We start from the raw sequence: 17,246 nt of genomic DNA, 5'->3' as shown, positions 1-17,246 counted from the left end.
CCTGCATCGTTTTCAATGTTTGGTTAGGTCTGCCATTCAGACCGCAGAAACAAGGCCGGCACATCTGGCCGGCCCGGACGACCCGGTCGGCGAATTCCACTGGGTGGACGAACCGGTAAAACCGTTTCCTGCGGGATGGGCGCTGGCAATGCACCCAATGGGTTTGCGAGGGCCGACATATCGCCACTCTTTGCAATCGAATTTACGAGCACGATGGCTTCATCGTCTTCAACAACATCATAGCCCGAATTCCCGGGCGTGTTTCGCATGGTAAAACGTCCTGATGGGCAATATGCCTGCAGGCCACCTTCGACAAAGACAATCTCATCCGCATCGAAGAACAACGAACTGACCTCAAACGTCGCGCCAGGCGCTTGTGACGTCAGCTGGCCTGCGCCGCTGAGCAATCTGGCCGGAACAATGGAAAACCCACTGATTTCGGGATCGACCTTGCCGAGATTCAGGGCCATCCCCTGCTCGGGCATCAGCCAGACCGGTCGCCCATTGTAGGCCGACCTCACAGGGACAAACACCGGCAAATACTCAACACGATTTTCACCGGCGGGTATGGTTACTGTATTCGTAGAAATCCGGCGCACTTCTTTGAAGCCATTGTCCAACGTGCGCACCAGATCTCCGGCCACAAGTTGTTCTACCAGTTTCCATCCACGGGTTGTGGCGACTTTAGTGCCATCTACCAGCCCGCTCCGACGCGCGTTTACCGATTCACTCAAAAAGGCCTGATCAACATCACCGGTTTGATCTAAAAAACCTGAAACACTCACTACTTCTAACACGTGCCGCACCCCCTTATGGCACAATTAACTTGTCCATATGTGCTAGCACGAAAATGAAGGTCCGACTTATTTTCGACATATTTGCGCCCAAATTGAGCCATCATGGGCTCGTTTGACCGCTATTCTTTGGACAGAGCTGCGAAGTTAACGCCGTTTTATGCGCGTTTGGAAACTATCGTTAACGCCCCGTATCAAACTGATATCCGAATCTCTGAATATCTTCTGAACAGGCCCGCGCCACCGCTTCGGCAGATTGTGTTTTGTAGTATTGGCGATAATCCTGCTGTCTGGTCGAGCGGTTCAGATGCGACAAATCCACCTTGTAGCCCAAGTGCCTGAACATCGGGTCGGCGTCTTGTTCGAAATGCTCAAGCCGGATGTACGCCTGACAGTGCTCGCGCCCGTCCGCCATTGTCATGTAGGATCCGGCAGAATGCTGTTGAAACGAGCGCAGCATTGCGGGATTTAATACAAAGCTTTCAAAATCTGTTGTTTTCGCCAGGGCCACCGCCGCATGGTTAAACTTCTGCACCCGTAGCCAATGGTAATAGCTGGCGATCCGATCCCATGGGTTGCGTACCATGGTAAAGGCAAACAAGTTCTGCAACTCACCTTCAGGCAATACCCCATCGATATCCGCCAGCGTCGAGTGTTTCCATAAACGCCCACGAGCGTCTAACGTTTTGGCCCGCGCACGGCGCGTTATTGCAACGGGGGTGTCGCCAAATAGAATGTCATCCTCGCTCACCCCTTGTTCCAGCGCCTGCATCAGCGAGGTCCCCCCCGTTTTAGGGATATGAACAAAGACATAGCGTTGACTGGTCGAGATGATCACGTCGCCGCCTGCCCCGCGGGCGCGCGCCCTGCCCGCCACCCCAGCAGCGCGCCGGCGGTTGCGATCAACGCGATACCGGCGATCTGCATGGTTCCGATGGTCTGGCCTAGCGCGACCCATGCAAAAAGTGGGCCGAAGATCATTACCGAGTACTCAAAAACGGCCACATAAGATGGCTCGCCTATCTGATAAGACTTGATCAGCATGAAAACGGCGACGGTCGATCCACAGGCTTGTATCAGGATCCACGATACGGCCGGTCGCATGTCCCAGACCCAACCCCGGAAAACAAACCCATCCGGCCCCTCCGGTGAAGCGATGGGGAACACCGACAAAACTGCAACTCCGATCGCACCTGCAAGGCCCAGCGTAATGATCATACTGGCCAACAGTGCGACGGTACTTTCATCCGAACAGTGGCTACGGGTGACAATCGAACTGAGCGCGTAAAACAACCCTCCGACAACTGGTAGAAGCGTCTTGGCATCGAATTCGCCCGGGTTCGGCTGCAGCACACACAAAATGCCGGTAAAGCCGATTAGAACGGCCATTATGCGCCAAGGTCCAATGGTTTGTTTCAGCCCCAAGGATGAGATCAGCAGCACAAAAATCGGCGACGTAAATAACCCCGCCAAAGCTTGCGCAATTGGCATCATCGCCAGCGACGCAAAATAGAACAACATGGCCATCGTGATCAGCACACTTCGCAAAATGACCGGGCCCAAACGCTTTGGCCTCAATCCACCCAACCCAAAAAGCGACAGACCTGCGATAAGTGGCAACATCAACAAAGCCCGGCTCAGGTGGAATTGCCACAGCCCGATAGTATCGGCCAGCAAGATCACGACGTTATCGATCACCCCGATGATCGCCATAGCGCTGACCATAAGAACCGACGCGAGTATCGGTGACGTTGTTTTATCTGACTGCATTCTGCGCCTTTACCCAGTTTCAAAGGTCGGCGACCCCGAACCTCTGCGCGTTGACGTATCCAGCACAATTCCGAAAGGTGACGCAACAGGTTTGCGCCATGTGATTTCACCATGCTAAGCTGTCGCAAAACAATAACGAGCAGACCTCACCCCGATGACGGCCCTGAAACAGTACCAGCGGATCGAAGCCACCGGTCTGTGGCGCCCCTCGCCCGATGAGCAGCGGCGTGAGGTTGTTGTGTCGATTGGTAAAGCCACGCTTACAATTTCCGATTTCAATGACAAGGCACTGACGCATTGGTCATTGGCCGCGCTCGAACGGCAGAACCCCGGGGATTTTCCTGCGATCTTCAACCCTGACGGAGATCCGGATGAAACGCTGGAACTGGCCGAGGCCGAGACAACGATGCTTGAGGCGATTGACCGCCTCCAGCGCGCAATCGACCGGTCCCGCCCGCATCCGGGGCGTTTGCGATGGCTAAGTGTCGGCGGGGTTGTTGTTGCGGTGCTTGCTGTGTTGCTGTTGTGGTTACCAGCCGCTTTGCAACGCCATGTGGTCTCGGTCGTACCTGAGGTCAAACGGCAGGAGATCGGCGATACAATCCTACATCGGATTGAGCGGGTTTCAGGTCAGGCATGCGCCTCACAGGACGCCCAAGCCTCACTGGATCGGCTGGCCCGGCGTACTGGAGTACGCCAGATCGTTATCCTGCCCGCCGGAGTAAGGGACAGCCTGAGCCTGCCTGGCGGTACTGTTTTGCTAAGCCGTTCGCTGGTCGAGGATCACGAAGACCCCGCTGTTGCCGCGGGCTATGTCATCGCAGAACGCGCACGGTCCGAAAACCAGGATCCGCTGGAAGACTTGCTGGACCGGACCGGGCCATCAACAGCCTTCCGTTTGCTGACAACTGGCCGTCTGACGCCGAGTATTGTGGACACGTACACCGAACAGGTTCTGTCACAGCCCCGTCCCACTGTCGGCGAAGAGGACCTGTTGGCCGTCTTTGCACAGGCGGCACTTCCTTCAACCCCATACGCTTATGCGCGCGACATCACCGGCGAAACGGTGCTCGGCCTGATCGAGGCCGACCCGATGGCTGGACGCGCGCTGGAGCAGGTGCTGCCGGACCGTGACTGGGTCCAGCTACAAAATATCTGCGGCGAATAGGCTGGATTACTTAGTGCCAAACATTCGATCGCCCGCGTCGCCCAAACCCGGCATGATGTAGCCTTTGGAATTGAGCTGGCGGTCAAGCGCGGCCGTCACGATATGCACATCCGGATGCGCCTCTTTCATGCGTGCAACGCCTTCTGGAGCGGCCAGCAGGCAGAGAAAGCGAATATCGGTGGCACCGGCCTCTTTCAGCAGATCAATGGCTGCGGCCGAACTATTGCCGGTGGCCAGCATCGGATCAACCGCGATTACCAGCCGATCCTTAAGCCCCTCGGGCGCTTTGAAATAGTACTGGACCGGCTTCAGCGTCTCTTCATCGCGGTACAGCCCGACAAACCCGACGCGTGCTGATGGAATCAGTTCCAGCACCCCGTCCAACATCCCGTTCCCGGCCCGCAGGATCGACACCAGCGCCAGTTTTTTGCCCGCCAGAATGGGGGCATCCATCTCCTCCATCGGGGTTTCGATGTGGCGGGTGGTCAATTTCAGCTCACGCGTGACCTCATAGGCCAGCAACAAGGTGATCTCGCGAAGCAACTGCCGGAACACGGCGGTCGAAGTGCCTTTGTCCCGCATGAGCGTCAGTTTGTGCTGCACCAGCGGGTGATCAACGACGGTCAGATGTTCGCTCATGTTATCTCCAGTCTTTTCTTGACCCGCGCACGCGTGTCTTCATCGCAAAAGGCCGCGTTCAGGGCGGTTTCATTCAAAGCGGCAAAATCCTCCGCCTCCCAGCCGAAGGCTGCATTCAACATCTCATATTCGCGCCGCATGGTCGTGTGAAAAAACGGCGGGTCATCGGTTGAGACGGTGACGTTGACCCCGGCATCACGCAGCCGCGCAATCGGATGGGCCTCGATATTTGGAAACAGACCCAAAACCACATTAGAACCCGGGCATACTTCCAGCGTGATACCCCGGTCGGCCAGTTCGTGGATAAGGTCAGGGTCTTCAATAGCCCGCACACCATGACCGATCCGTTCGACATTCAGGTCGCGGACGGCATCGCGAACACTTTCCGGGCCACCAAATTCACCTGCATGTGTGGTCAGTTGCAAACCCGCCTCGCGCGCGCATTCAAAGGCCCATTTGAAATCACCTTGGGCACCAATGGATTCGTTGCCGCCCATGCCGAATCCGGTGATCCAGTTGCCGGCAGTTTCAGCGGCACAATAGGCGCTGCGCTTGGCCTGTTCAGAACCGAAGTGGCGGACACAGGTGACAACGCCACGCAGAGTAATGCCAAACTTATCCTCAGCCTCGTCAGCTGCGTCCTGAATGGCGTTCAGATAGTCTTGCCAGGCATGTAGATCCCCACCACCGCAGAAATCAGGGCTAAGAAAGGTTTCAGAATAAACCACGCCGTTCGCGGCGCTTTCTTCCAGAATGGCCAATGTCAGACGGCGAAAGTCTTCGGGTGTTTTTAGGACTTCACAGGCGGCTTCGTAAACGCTGAGGAAATGCGCGAAATCACGGAAGTCATATGACCCGTCCGGATTGAATATGCCACTCAGATCAATACGCTTTTCATGCGCCAGCTGACGGATGAAAGCCGGAGGGGCGGCCCCTTCGTGATGCAGATGCAGTTCGATTTTGGGTAGGTTAGCGACGGTCATAGAAAAGTCCTTCCCGGCCCTTGCACCGGAATGTTCAGATGATGGGCGATGCTGCTGGCGATATCAGCGAATTCAACCTGTCCGATCTGGCCTGCCCCGCAACCAGCAATCAAAACCGGAACCTGTTCACGCGTATGGTCAGTGCCGATCCAGCTGGGATCATTGCCATGGTCAGCCGTCAGCAGCAACAGGTCACCCGGACGCAGTTTTTGCAGGATCATACCAAGTTCCCGGTCAAACCACTCCAGCGCACGAGCATAGCCGCTGATGTCACGGCGGTGGCCATAGAGGCTGTCAAACTCGACAAAGTTGGCGAACGTCAGGCTCCCGTCTTCTGCCTCGTCCACGAGGTTGGACAAATGCTGCATCAGCTCAGCATCCGATCCCTTATGCAGCGTATCAATCCCCTGCATCGAGAAGATGTCCCCGATCTTTCCGACCGCGTGAACCCGACGCCCCACATCCTGCGCCCAGTTGGTCAAGACCGGTGCGGGCGGTAGGATTGCAAAATCCTTGCGGTTGGTGGTGCGGGTAAAGCCTGTCTCAGGCGATCCTACAAACGGGCGGGCAATCACGCGGCCCACTTTCATGTCATGCAGGCGCGGCGCAAGCGTCTGGCACATGTCCAGCAACCGATCGAGGCCAAAGCTCTCCTCATGCGCCGCGATCTGAAAGACGCTGTCGGCAGAGGTATAGCAGATTGGCCAGCCCGAGCGCATGTGCTCGGCCCCCAGCTCGGCGATTATTGCTGTGCCGGAGGCATGACAATCACCGAGGATGCCATCGGTGCCGGCAGCTTCGGCTGCGGCCCGGCGGAGATCGGTTGGAAAGGTCGGTTTTGTGTCGGGAAAGTAATGCCAGTCCCACGGAACGGGAACCCCGGCCAGCTCCCAGTGCCCTGACGGGGTGTCTTTTCCGGGCGAATGTTCACGCGCACAGCCCCACAAGCCCGTCGGGTCGGCATCCATGCCCGGCGTTGCATCCCCTGACGCGAGCCGCGTGGCGGCCCCTAAACCCAACACATCCAGATTTGGCAGGTGCAAGGGACCTGATCGCCCCTCCTCAGCCCGTCCTTCAGCGCAGGCCTGCGCAATATGCGCCAACGTATTGGCCCCGGCATCTGGGGTTTCTCCATTGAAGAACTGGTCTGCGTCCGGCGCGCCGCCGATACCGACGGAATCCATCACCACCAGAAATGCACGGGTCATGCGGTGATCCTTTCGTGCACAGGGTTCGGCGCCGCGATGGGTTTGTCGTGAATCGTCATTGCTGCAGAAATGGTTGCCGCTGCGCGCTGCGCGGCGTCCTCGCGTGCCGCATGCACGCATGCAAGCGGTTCGCCCTTGGCAACCCGATCCCCCAACCGAAGAATTTGCGACACACCAACGGCCGGGTCAATCTGATCACTCTCCACCTGACGCCCACCGCCCAGCGCCACAACAGCAAGGCCCAGCGCCTCGCCATCTATGGCGGTGACATATCCATCGCTGGGTGCGGGCACTTCTTGGATCACGTTTGCCTCGGGCAGGAAACGCGCCCATGTATCGACAAACTGCACCGGGCCACCAACGGCGGCCATCATCCGACCGAACCGATCTGCGGCGCGCCCATCAGCGATGATCTCGGCGATTTTCGTGCGACCTAAATCCACCGTGTCACACATCCCCGCGTCAGATAGCAGCACACCGCCCAGTTCGGCCGAAATCTCTGCTAATGGGGACTTCGTCGCACCCGTAAGTGTCTTCATCACCTCGGCCACTTCCAACGCATTGCCCAATGCAGGCGCCAAGGGCTGGTTCATATCGGTAATGACAGCCGAGGTTCGACATCCCGCAGTGTTCGCAGTTTCGGTGAGTGCCCGTGCCAATTTTTGTGCATCTTCAATGGTTTTCATGAACGCGCCGCTGCCGACTTTGACGTCAAGCACCAGAGCATCCGGGCTGACGGCAAGTTTCTTTGACAGGATCGAGGCCGTGATAAGGTCCAAGCTTTCGACCGTCGCTGTCACATCCCGAACAGCATATAGCCGCTTGTCCGCCGGGGCGATCTGACCCGTTGCGCCAACGATGGCAGCGCCCGTGTCACGTAGTACTTGCGCCAAACGGTCTTGACTGATTTGAGTACTGACGCCGGGTATGGCCTCAAGCTTGTCAAGCGTGCCACCGGTGTGGCCCAGCCCCCGGCCTGAAATCATCGGAACATAGGCACCGCATTCTGCCAAAGCTGGCGCCAAAACCAGACTGACACAATCCCCGACGCCGCCGGTTGAATGCTTATCGATGACCGGGCCGTCTACGTCCCAGATTAGTACCTCACCACTGTCACGCATGGCGACAGTCAGATCAGCCCTGCCCTGCGCGCCCAAACCGCCCATGCAAACAGCCATCGCAAAAGCACCGGCCTGCGCGTCGCTGACACCGCCATCGGCCAAACCTTGTGCGAACCAGATCAGTTCTTCACGCGTGGGCACTTCGGATTGCCGCAGCTTTGCAATGATCGAGCGGGCGTCCATAGGCTCACGTACCCTCCATATGCGACGCATCAAATGCACCGGGCAGAAGTTGCCCGATTGTTGTTTCCAGCTCTAATCCATCAATGGTTGCTAACGTCACTTTCACGTCACGCTTTCCAAACTCCGCCAGTTTCTGGCGGCACCCGCCGCATGGCGGAACTGGCTGAGGGCTGGAGGCGACCACATACACTTCGGCCAGTTCCTGTTCACCGGCAGCAACCATCGCAGCAATCGCGCCAGCCTCGGCACAAGTGCCTTCAGGGTAAGCCACGTTTTCAACATTGCAGCCCGAGAAAACCTGACCCGACGTGGCTCGGATCGCCGCACCAACCTTGAAGTTCGAATAAGGCGCATAAGCTTTTTCCCGGACGGACAAGGCAGCGTCTTTGAGCGACATAGCGATTCCCCAATTTTTGATCATCTGGTCAGAAACACATACCTTAAAGGAAAGCACAGGGGGAGTTGAAGACCCCTGCACGATCATTCACCCCAGTTTCGTACCAAAAACGCCTGGCAGAGTGACCTCTAACAGTTCAACGTCTTGCGATGGATCCGCCAGTCGCGTCCGCATACCGGGCGGAATGACGAATGCATCCCCCTGCTCCAACCGGTAGGAATCCCGGCCTTCACCCTCCAGCGTGACTTCGCCGTTCATGACAAATGTAAAATGAATATCGGTATCGTGGCTGGCCCAGACTGGATCACCCTGCCCCCGGCGCACCACCACCACACCAGCGACACCCTTTGTGTTTTCAGCAATCGTCGTGTCGCGACAGATATAGCCCGGCAGGCGGAACGCCCGCCAATCGGCGTCCTTGGCTTGATTGTAGACAAATCGCTGACCGCGCCATTCCCGATTTGGTCGGACATGTGGGGTAGGCAGATCCATATCATGATCGATCTCGGTTACGTGTTCGGCAGGAACACCAATCTCGATCACCTGAACATTGTCTGACGCCTCAAGTACCCGATGGCGGATTTCAGGAGGCTGGATAAAGCAATCCCCAGCCGTCAGTCGCATTTTGTCGCCCTGATCCTCGTAAACCACGTCCACCCAGCCGTGGATGCAAAAGATCAGTTGAAACCCGACCTTATGAAAATGCACCATGTCCGGCACCGGTCCGCCATCGGGGATGCGGATATGGCTGGCAATGATGGACCCCCCAAGCCGGTCGGGCACCAGATCGCGGTAGTGCATTCCCGCCCGCCCGATGATCCATGGCGCCTGATCCTTCAACCTGCGGACCACAAAGGAATGGACGGTTTCAGGCATCTCCAAAGGGGGATAGCGCTCTTCAATCTCGATTCGGGTCCCGTTTGGCGCCACCACACTGCGCTGACCATCCAGGAAACTGCCGGGATCTTCCGTCAGGATGCGCAAGGTTCCCGGCGCCTCGGGCGCGTCTTTTTCAATTCGCAGCCGCAGACCGTGTCCGGAAAACACAGCAACACTGGGATCGTCAGCAGGATAGATCATGTCCATCCGCATCCCTAACACCTTGGTGTAAAACGGGATGTCATCACGCAATTCTCTGGTGGGAATGCGGAATTCAGCTATGGTGTCGCTCATGATGCTCTCCTTCAGGCGGGACAGTGAATGCGAGCCTTTGGTTTTGCAAGCAGCAGCGTGCCTGCGGGTCGTTTCAATTCCCTGTTTCCCTTGGGTCATCAATAGTTTAACGTTAAACTAAATATCCAACAGGAAGTCCCGCCATGTCAGATACACCCAGCCTGCGACAAGCCGCGCTAGACTATCACGCCCATCCAAAGCCCGGGAAGCTTGAAATCAAGGCCACCAAACCGATGGCGAATGGCCGTGATTTGGCGCGCGCCTACTCGCCGGGCGTGGCCGAGGCAAGTTTGGAAATCAAAGCAGATGCAGCCAATGCCGAGCTTTATACGTCACGTGGGAACCTGGTCGCAGTGGTATCAAACGGGACAGCTGTATTGGGCTTGGGCAATATCGGAGCACTCGCCTCGAAGCCCGTCATGGAAGGCAAGGCCGTTCTGTTCAAGAAATTCGCCGGGATCGACTGTTTCGATATCGAAGTCGATCAGCCTGACCCCGAAAAACTGGCTGATATCGTGTGCGCGTTGGAGCCTACTTTCGGGGCGATCAACCTTGAAGACATCAAGGCTCCGGATTGCTTCATTGTCGAAAAGCTGTGCCGTGAGCGGATGAACATTCCCGTCTTCCATGACGATCAGCATGGCACAGCTATTGTCGTGGGCGCGGCCGCCAAAAATGCGCTGCACGTAGCTGGAAAGTCGTTTGAAGACATCAAAGTCGTTTCAACCGGCGGCGGTGCAGCGGGCATTGCCTGCCTGAGCATGTTGGTCAAATTGGGCGTCAAGCGGGAAAACATCTGGCTGTGCGACATTCATGGTCTGGTCTATGAGGGCCGTGCCGAGGACATGAACCCCCACAAAGATCAGTTTGCGCAGAAGTCGGATTTGCGAACCCTGGACGACGTCATAGGTGGCGCCGACCTATTCCTGGGCCTCAGCGGACCGAACGTTTTGAAGCCCGAGATGGTCGAGAAAATGACCGATCGTCCGATCATCTTTGCACTGGCCAACCCAACGCCTGAAATCCTGCCGCAAGCTGCGCGAGAGGTTGCACCAAATGCGATCATCGCCACAGGGCGCAGCGATTTTCCCAATCAAGTCAATAACGTATTGTGTTTCCCGTTTATCTTCCGAGGCGCATTGGATGTCGGCGCGACCGAGATTAACGATGAAATGCAGATCGCCTGCGTTGATGGTATTGCCGACATGGCCCGCGCTACAACCAGCGCCGAAGCCGCAGCCGCCTACAAGGGGGAACAGCTGACCTTCGGGCCAGATTACCTGATTCCTAAGCCGTTTGATCCGCGATTGGTGGGCGTTGTTTCTTCGTCCGTCGCCAAGGCTGCAATGGACAGCGGCGTGGCGAAGCGGCCGATTGAGAATATGGAAGCCTACAAGGAAAAGCTGAACCAATCCGTATTCAAATCTGCCCTGCTAATGCGCCCGGTCTTCGAGGCCGCTGCCGTTGCGTCTCGCCGGATCGTTTTTGCCGAAGGCGAGGATGAACGCGTCCTGCGCGCCGCCCAAGCCATTCTGGAAGAAACCACCGAAACGCCGATCCTGATCGGGCGGCCGGACGTGATTGAAGCGCGCTGCGAAAAACTGGGTCTGACCATTCGTCCCGGCAAGGATTGCCAGATCGTGAACCCGGAAAATGACCCACGGTATTATGACTACTGGAGTTCTTATCATCAGATCATGCAGCGCCAAGGCGTGACGCCGGATCTGGCCAAGGCAATCATGCGCACGAACACAACGGCCATTGGCGCGATCATGGTTCATCGTGGGGAGGCGGACAGCATGATCTGCGGAACCTTTGGTGAGTTTCGGTGGCATTTGAACTATGTCGAACAGGTGCTGGACGATGGCGATTTACGCCCACACGGTGCGCTGTCTTTGATGATCCTTGAAGATGGCCCGTTGTTCATTGCCGACACGCATGTGCGTCAACTTCCGACACCCGAGGAACTGGCTGAATCCACGATCGGCGCGGCGCGCCATGTCCGCCGGTTTGGGATCGAACCAAAGATCGCGTTCTGTTCGCAATCTCAATTCGGAAATCAGGAAGAAGGGTCCGGTAAGCGTCTTCGTGCCGCGCTGGACATTCTGGACCAGGAACCTCGGGACTTTGTCTATGAGGGTGAGATGAACCTGGATGCGGCCCTTGATCCCGATCTGCGGGCCCGCATCTTCCCGGCATCGCGTCTGGAGGGGGCCGCCAATGTGCTGATCTTTGCCCATGCTGACGCGGCCAGTGGGGTGCGCAACATCCTGAAGATGAAAGCTGATGGAATCGAGGTGGGCCCCATCCTGATGGGCATGGGCAACAAGGCCCATATCGTTACCCCGGCGATCACGGCGCGCGGATTGCTGAATATGGCTGCCATTGCCGGAACGCCAGTCGCGCATTACGGTTAGATCAGGCGGCCCTATTGGCTGGCCGCCATTCAGGGAGGTCAGCATGAAAGGGCATTGTCATTGCAAAGCGGTGCGCTGGGAAAGCGAAGGTCAGGTCGCTTGGAGCTGTTATTGTCATTGCGCCGATTGTCGCCGCAATTGCGCGTCGCCTGTCACAGCGTTTTTTGGGCTGCCGCACGATTCCGTTGATTGGCATGGGGAGGCACCAAAAATCTACCGGTCATCTGACGCTGTGGAGCGACTTTTCTGCGGGGTCTGTGGCACTCAAATGGCGTATCGCAACGCCCAAGACACCGAGAACATCCACCTCTACACCGCGACGCTTGAAGATCCGGATACTCTGCCACCTCGGTTCCATGTGTTTCATGCGGATCATCTAAGGTGGTTAAGTATTCAGGACAGTCTGCCACGCTATGCCAAAAGCGCAGGCTGAGTCGATTCTTCGGCTGCGGCGGGATTTTGCACGACTAAGTTTGCAGATTTGCAAAACCTTCGCAGCGGCGCACCCAAGCTGCAGCACAAAAAGGGGTTTGCAAAAATTTGCAGGAAAATCCAAGGTCCCCTGCAAAGATTTTGCGATAAACTGACGCGCCGTCAATCGCGCCGCTTGTTCGAAGCAGCAGGGATGCATAACAACATGCGCAAGGCTTTGGGAGGAGGACGAGATGGCATATCAGGACGTTTATGAGAGCTGGCAAACCAACCCCGAGGCGTTCTGGATGGACGCCGCAAAAGGGATCGATTGGGTCAAAGCCCCTAGCAAAGCTTTGTTTGATGACAATGCGCCGCTGTATGAATGGTACAACGACGCGCAGGTCAATACCTGCTGGAACGCCGTGGACCGACACGTGGCAAACGGGCGTGGCGAACAGGCCGCCATTATCTACGACAGTCCGATCACGCACACAAAACGCGAAATTTCCTATGTCGAGCTGCGCAACCGCGTTGCTACACTCGCTGGCGCATTGCGGGCCAAAGGTATCAAAAAAGGTGACCGCATCATCATTTATATGCCGATGATCCCCGAAGCGCTTGAGGCGATGTTGGCATGTGCCCGGTTGGGCGCGGTTCATTCGGTTGTGTTTGGCGGCTTTGCCAGCAACGAGTTGGCGGTCCGCATTGACGATGCCAAACCCAAAGCGATCATCGCGGCATCCTGCGGGATGGAGCCAGGCCGTGTCGTCCACTACAAGCCTTTGCTGGACGGTGCCATCGATATGGCGGACCACAAGCCCGACTTTTGCGTCGTCTTCCAGCGCGAACAAGAGGTTGCCCAGCTTATCGAGGGTCGCGACTACAATTGGCACGGGTTTCAATATGGCGTCGAACCTGCAGAATGTGTGCCTGTGGCGGGTAATGATCCGGCCTATATCCTCTATACCTCTGGCACAACCGGAGCCCCCAAAGGAGTCGTTCGGCCAACCGCTGGCCACCTTGTGGCGCTGAACTGGTCGATGAAGAACATCTATGATGTCGATCCGGGCGATGTGTTCTGGGCAGCTTCAGACGTTGGCTGGGTGGTCGGGCATTCCTACATCTGCTACGCGCCGCTCATCCACGGCAACACAACTATCGTGTTCGAGGGCAAGCCAGTCGGCACACCCGACGCAGGCACCTTCTGGCGCGTGATATCAGAACACAAAGTGCGCAGTTTCTTCACCGCACCCACCGCGATCCGCGCTGTCAAACGCGAGGACCCAAGGGGTGAATTGCTTGAGACATATGACCTTTCAAGCCTACGGGCCTTGTTTCTGGCAGGTGAAAGGGCAGACCCCGACACGATCGAATGGGCGCAAAAGGCACTGAAAGTTCCGGTGATCGATCATTGGTGGCAAACCGAAACCGGTTGGACCATCGCAGGCAACCCGCTGGGCATCGAAGAACTGCCCGTGAAGCTGGGCTCACCTGCGAAACCGATGCCCGGATATGATGTTCAGATTCTGGACGAAGGTGGACACCCGATGAAACCCGGCGAACTGGGTGCCATTGCAGTAAAGCTTCCGCTGCCTCCGGGGACGCTGCCGACACTGTGGAATGCTGAGGAGCGGTTCAAAAAATCCTACCTTCAGCATTTCCCCGGATACTATGAAACCGGCGATGCGGGAATGATTGATGAGGATGGTTACCTCTACATCATGGCGCGCACCGATGATGTCATCAACGTTGCTGGCCACCGTCTGTCCACTGGTGGCATGGAAGAGGTTTTGGCCGCACATCCGGATGTCGCCGAATGCGCGGTCATTGGCGTCTCGGACCAGCTGAAAGGGCAAATGCCCGTTGGTTTCCTGTGCCTGAACGCTGGGGCCGGACGTGATCACGGCGAAGTTTCTCAGGAAGTCGTCAAGATGGTGCGCGAGAAAATCGGCCCGGTTGCTGCCTTCAAACTGGCTGTGGTTGTGGACCGTTTGCCCAAGACCCGGTCAGGCAAAATCCTGCGTGGGACAATGGTGTCGATTGCGGACGGTCAGGACTACAAGATGCCGGCCACGATCGACGATCCCGTCATTCTGGATGAGATCAAGTCGGCACTGCAAACCATCGGCTACGCACAATAACATGAGGGCGGCCCAAAGCCGCCCTCAATTCTCCGGCTTTCGCTTGCAACTCAAAACAGGCCCCCTACTGTCGTTCTAAGACAGAGAGGGTTCATGACACAAAGCGACATCTGGCGGCTCAGCGCCACTGACTTGACCAGTTTAACGCGTAGCGGTGATCTGAGCGCCCAAGACGCGGTGCAAGCCTCGCTTGACCGCATGGCAGACGTGAATCCAGCCTTAAACGCGATTGTCGAAGACCTGAGCGCTGAAGCCTTGCACCGGGCCCGTGCACTTGATCAATCTCGGGCAAAAGGCGAGCCAACCGGTCCGCTGCACGGGGTGCCCGTCACGATCAAGGTAAATGTCGATCAGAAAGGACATGCCACCACCAATGGCGTGGTCGCTCTGAAAGATGTCATCGCGCCAGATGACGCGCCGGTTGTGTCCAATCTGGAAGAGGCTGGCGCCGTTGTGATCGGGCGAACAAACACACCAGAATTCTCGTTTCGCGCGGATACAGACAACCCACTGTATGGACGAACACATAACCCCTGGGGCGCGCATATTTCACCCGGCGGATCTTCCGGAGGTGCGGCCGCTGCCGTGATGGCTGGCGTCGGCGCGCTGGCTCATGGCAATGACATTGGTGGCAGCCTGCGCTTTCCAGCCGCGGCGACCGGGGCGGTGACAGTCAAACCCGGCCTCGGTCGCGTCCCTGCATGGAACCCCAGCCAGCAAGCCGAAAGAGGTCTGCTGGCGCAATCCATGTCGGTTCAGGGCCTGATCACCCGGTCTGCCGCGGACTTGCATCTGTCGATGCCCAGCCTGATCGCACCTGATCCGCGTGATCCATTCCACGTGCCAATCGCCTGGCGCGGTGCCCCTGTAGAAGCCCCCATCAAAGTGGCGTTTACCAAAAACACCTTTGGTTACGCGCTTCATCCCGAGGTCGAGAAAGCCTTGGACACCGCCCACGAGGCTTTGGTCGATGCAGGCTATGTCGTCGACGAAATTGATCCGCCAGACGTGTTTGAATGCGGTCGGATCGGGTATCGGACGCTGATGGGTGAAGTTCTGACCCTGATGAAATCAGATATCGAAGCGGCGGGCTCGCAGACAATTCGGGATATTTTTGACGTCTATTTTCAAGAGTTCCCGCCGATCGTGGAAACCGAACTGGTGCAAATGTTGGCCAAGCGCAGCCACTACGCCAGAGAGTGGTCACTGTTTCTTCAAGACTATCCCCTTGTCCTGTCGCCCTTCCTGCCACAGCCATTTTTCAAACCCGACCGTGACACCGAAGGGGTAGAAGGCGTACACGAAGTTTTGGGCTGCGCCGTCTATTCTTATGCGATGAATTTCTTAGGGCTGCCTGCAGCATGTGTTCCTGCCCGGTTGGCGGAACTGCCACAGGGACCGCAACCTATCAACGTTCAGATTGCTGCACGGCGCTGGCGCGAAGATCTGGCCGTAGATGCCGCCGCCGCGATCGAAGCTCGGGTCGGACAGATGTGCATTCCACTCTGGGACAAAATGAGAGGCTGAGGCAAAATCCGCACCCTAAACAAAATAGACCCCGGGTTATTTTGCCCGGGGTCCGCATACTAAAATATGCTCGGATTTTTGATGACGAGCGTAGCACCACCCACCCTCGCCAGCGCGAAATTTGCGCAACTGTTCGAAAACGCCGTTTGGTGGCCACTCACTTCCACCGTGACGTGTTCTCCGAGCAAGATCAGGTTAGCCGACGGTGAACCGACCGCCTGTGAACTGGGTCACATAACGTGTCAAAAATCGCGTAGATCCGGCGTTTTATGTGAATTGCTCGGATATCAACCGTTCTTCAAGCCCATGTCCTGGGTCAAATAGAATCCGGTGGGATATCGCAGGTTCCGAGCGAATCTCGACCCAATCGATATCGGGAAAGGAAACGGAATCGGCGGCGACGATCACGGGCCGTTTGTCCGCGTCCAATACATCGAAACGCACATTGGCGATCTTGGGCAGTAGCGCACCCCGCCAACGCCGAGGTCTAAACGCGGCAATCGCGGTCAGCGCCAGAACATCTGAACCGATCGGCAGGATTGGGCCATGGGCTGAGTAGTTATACGCGGTCGATCCCGCAGGCGTGGACAACAAAGCCCCATCACAAACAAGCTCGGCCATGCGTTCCCTGTCATCGACACTGATTTTCAGGCGTGCAGCCTGTGGTCCCGCGCGCAGCAGCGATACTTCGTTGATCGCAAGGGCTTTGTGAAGCTTGCCAGACTGGTCCATTGCATTCATGGCCAGCGGGTTGATGACCTCTTCTTCGGCCGCGGCAAGCCGGTCCATCAGATCAGCTTCGTGAAACTCGTTCATCAAAAACCCGATGGTTCCGCGGTTCATGCCGTAAACCGGCGTGTCCAGATGTTGCATATTGTGCAACGTGTGCAGCATGAACCCGTCCCCGCCAAGGGCGACCACGGCATCGGCATCCCGCGGGGCGGCGTTTCCGTATTTGTCCACCAGATCGTCACGTGCCGTTTGTGCCACTTTGGCATCGCTGGCAAGAAATGCGATTCTCTTTTTCATCTGTTCCGGTTTCCGGTGCTGCACATTTGGTTCCGAAACAAACATACCTTTCCCCGATAGGCCAGACTTGACGCCGCAGTTGACCAAATCGTCGTTTTAAGCCTTTTGCACCCGCGGAGTTTCCGATAGGAAATCTTCAAGATTTTCATCCAGCCATGTGGAGCGCAAATGAACGCCAATCTTCGTGATACCGGTTTTTTCACCCAGTCCCTATCTGATCGTGACCCTGAGCTTTATGGCTCGATCACGTCCGAGCTGGGTCGCCAGCGTGATGAGATCGAA

Annotated in this window: 15 protein-coding genes; 5 read left to right on the top strand and 10 right to left on the bottom strand. The window is 57.0% G+C overall.

All coding sequences use genetic code 11. The features are described from left to right. Positions 1 to 23 precede the first annotated feature (23 nt). The 3 genes from ACR0BU_RS07735 to ACR0BU_RS07725 all read right to left on the bottom strand — a co-directional run bounded on the left by ACR0BU_RS07735 (position 24) and on the right by ACR0BU_RS07725 (position 2,564). On the bottom strand, positions 24 to 734 hold the full coding sequence (locus ACR0BU_RS07735) for a Hint domain-containing protein (protein WP_480736698.1): 711 nt from the start codon (positions 732 to 734) through the stop codon (positions 24 to 26). 241 nt (positions 735 to 975) lie between these two features. Beyond that, entirely contained in the window at positions 976 to 1,632 is a 657-nt protein-coding gene (locus tag ACR0BU_RS07730; protein WP_480736696.1) for a sulfotransferase family 2 domain-containing protein, read from the bottom strand. Next, positions 1,629 to 2,564, bottom strand: a complete 936-nt coding sequence (locus tag ACR0BU_RS07725; protein WP_299076581.1) for a DMT family transporter — start codon at positions 2,562 to 2,564, stop codon at positions 1,629 to 1,631. Before ACR0BU_RS07725 ends, ACR0BU_RS07730 begins: the two co-directional genes overlap by 4 nt. Before the next feature lie 154 nt (positions 2,565 to 2,718). On the opposite strand from ACR0BU_RS07725, the gene ACR0BU_RS07720 reads away from it, so the two are divergent. Further along, positions 2,719 to 3,732: a hypothetical protein gene (locus ACR0BU_RS07720; RefSeq protein WP_480736694.1), complete on the top strand. Its 1,014-nt coding sequence runs from the start codon at positions 2,719 to 2,721 to the stop codon at positions 3,730 to 3,732. Positions 3,733 to 3,738: 6 nt separating this feature from the next. Here the strand turns inward: ACR0BU_RS07720 and upp are convergent, their stop codons facing one another. The 6 genes from upp to ACR0BU_RS07690 all read right to left on the bottom strand — a co-directional run bounded on the left by upp (position 3,739) and on the right by ACR0BU_RS07690 (position 9,436). Then, positions 3,739 to 4,371, bottom strand: coding sequence for a uracil phosphoribosyltransferase (upp, locus tag ACR0BU_RS07715; protein WP_299076587.1), 633 nt, complete (start codon positions 4,369 to 4,371; stop codon positions 3,739 to 3,741). Continuing rightward, positions 4,368 to 5,354, bottom strand: a complete 987-nt coding sequence (locus ACR0BU_RS07710; protein WP_480736692.1) for an adenosine deaminase — start codon at positions 5,352 to 5,354, stop codon at positions 4,368 to 4,370. Before ACR0BU_RS07710 ends, upp begins: the two co-directional genes overlap by 4 nt. After that, positions 5,351 to 6,562: a phosphopentomutase gene (locus ACR0BU_RS07705; protein ID WP_480736690.1), complete on the bottom strand. Its 1,212-nt coding sequence runs from the start codon at positions 6,560 to 6,562 to the stop codon at positions 5,351 to 5,353. The genes ACR0BU_RS07710 and ACR0BU_RS07705 overlap by 4 nt, the downstream gene beginning before the upstream one ends. After that, positions 6,559 to 7,866, bottom strand: a complete 1,308-nt coding sequence (locus ACR0BU_RS07700; RefSeq protein ID WP_480736689.1) for a thymidine phosphorylase — start codon at positions 7,864 to 7,866, stop codon at positions 6,559 to 6,561. The genes ACR0BU_RS07705 and ACR0BU_RS07700 overlap by 4 nt, the downstream gene beginning before the upstream one ends. Before the next feature lie 4 nt (positions 7,867 to 7,870). After that, entirely contained in the window at positions 7,871 to 8,263 is a 393-nt protein-coding gene (locus tag ACR0BU_RS07695) for a cytidine deaminase (protein WP_299076599.1), read from the bottom strand. 87 nt (positions 8,264 to 8,350) lie between these two features. After that, positions 8,351 to 9,436 (bottom strand): cupin domain-containing protein, encoded by a 1,086-nt coding sequence (locus ACR0BU_RS07690; protein WP_480736687.1) that lies wholly within the window; start codon positions 9,434 to 9,436, stop codon positions 8,351 to 8,353. 143 nt (positions 9,437 to 9,579) lie between these two features. Between ACR0BU_RS07690 and ACR0BU_RS07685 the strand changes: the two genes are divergently transcribed. The 4 genes from ACR0BU_RS07685 to ACR0BU_RS07670 all read left to right on the top strand — a co-directional run bounded on the left by ACR0BU_RS07685 (position 9,580) and on the right by ACR0BU_RS07670 (position 15,935). Then, complete coding sequence (locus ACR0BU_RS07685) at positions 9,580 to 11,853, top strand: NADP-dependent malic enzyme (protein WP_480736685.1); 2,274 nt, start codon at positions 9,580 to 9,582, stop codon at positions 11,851 to 11,853. A 43-nt stretch (positions 11,854 to 11,896) separates the two neighbouring features. After that, positions 11,897 to 12,286, top strand: coding sequence for a GFA family protein (locus ACR0BU_RS07680; protein WP_298936791.1), 390 nt, complete (start codon positions 11,897 to 11,899; stop codon positions 12,284 to 12,286). A gap of 232 nt (positions 12,287 to 12,518) precedes the next feature. Beyond that, entirely contained in the window at positions 12,519 to 14,408 is a 1,890-nt protein-coding gene (gene prpE, locus ACR0BU_RS07675; protein ID WP_480736684.1) for a propionate-CoA ligase PrpE, read from the top strand. Positions 14,409 to 14,501: 93 nt separating this feature from the next. Beyond that, positions 14,502 to 15,935 carry an amidase family protein gene (locus ACR0BU_RS07670; RefSeq protein ID WP_480736683.1) on the top strand — a complete coding sequence of 478 codons (1,434 nt, stop codon included), beginning with the start codon at positions 14,502 to 14,504 and terminating at the stop codon, positions 15,933 to 15,935. Positions 15,936 to 16,202: 267 nt separating this feature from the next. On the opposite strand, the gene ACR0BU_RS07665 is transcribed toward ACR0BU_RS07670, so the two are convergent. After that, positions 16,203 to 16,964 carry an NAD kinase gene (locus ACR0BU_RS07665; protein WP_480736681.1) on the bottom strand — a complete coding sequence of 254 codons (762 nt, stop codon included), beginning with the start codon at positions 16,962 to 16,964 and terminating at the stop codon, positions 16,203 to 16,205. Positions 16,965 to 17,246 lie beyond the last annotated feature (282 nt).

This window comes from Ruegeria sp. CK2, assembly GCF_056536585.1.
Note: the sequence above shows the minus strand (reverse complement) of the source record. Positions and strands in the feature narration are given on the sequence as shown.

Excerpts from the sequence above, each read along its gene's own strand:
- ACR0BU_RS07725 (WP_299076581.1), bottom strand. The coding sequence starts at position 2,564 with ATGCAGTCAGATAAAACAACGTCACCGATACTCGCGTCGGTTCTTATG.
- ACR0BU_RS07720 (WP_480736694.1), top strand. The coding sequence starts at position 2,719 with ATGACGGCCCTGAAACAGTACCAGCGGATCGAAGCCACCGGTCTGTGG.
- upp (WP_299076587.1), bottom strand. The coding sequence starts at position 4,371 with ATGAGCGAACATCTGACCGTCGTTGATCACCCGCTGGTGCAGCACAAA.
- ACR0BU_RS07710 (WP_480736692.1), bottom strand. The coding sequence starts at position 5,354 with ATGACCGTCGCTAACCTACCCAAAATCGAACTGCATCTGCATCACGAA.
- ACR0BU_RS07705 (WP_480736690.1), bottom strand. The coding sequence starts at position 6,562 with ATGACCCGTGCATTTCTGGTGGTGATGGATTCCGTCGGTATCGGCGGC.
- ACR0BU_RS07700 (WP_480736689.1), bottom strand. The coding sequence starts at position 7,866 with ATGGACGCCCGCTCGATCATTGCAAAGCTGCGGCAATCCGAAGTGCCC.
- ACR0BU_RS07695 (WP_299076599.1), bottom strand. The coding sequence starts at position 8,263 with ATGTCGCTCAAAGACGCTGCCTTGTCCGTCCGGGAAAAAGCTTATGCG.
- ACR0BU_RS07690 (WP_480736687.1), bottom strand. The coding sequence starts at position 9,436 with ATGAGCGACACCATAGCTGAATTCCGCATTCCCACCAGAGAATTGCGT.
- ACR0BU_RS07685 (WP_480736685.1), top strand. The coding sequence starts at position 9,580 with ATGTCAGATACACCCAGCCTGCGACAAGCCGCGCTAGACTATCACGCC.
- ACR0BU_RS07680 (WP_298936791.1), top strand. The coding sequence starts at position 11,897 with ATGAAAGGGCATTGTCATTGCAAAGCGGTGCGCTGGGAAAGCGAAGGT.
- prpE (WP_480736684.1), top strand. The coding sequence starts at position 12,519 with ATGGCATATCAGGACGTTTATGAGAGCTGGCAAACCAACCCCGAGGCG.
- ACR0BU_RS07670 (WP_480736683.1), top strand. The coding sequence starts at position 14,502 with ATGACACAAAGCGACATCTGGCGGCTCAGCGCCACTGACTTGACCAGT.
- ACR0BU_RS07665 (WP_480736681.1), bottom strand. The coding sequence starts at position 16,964 with ATGAAAAAGAGAATCGCATTTCTTGCCAGCGATGCCAAAGTGGCACAA.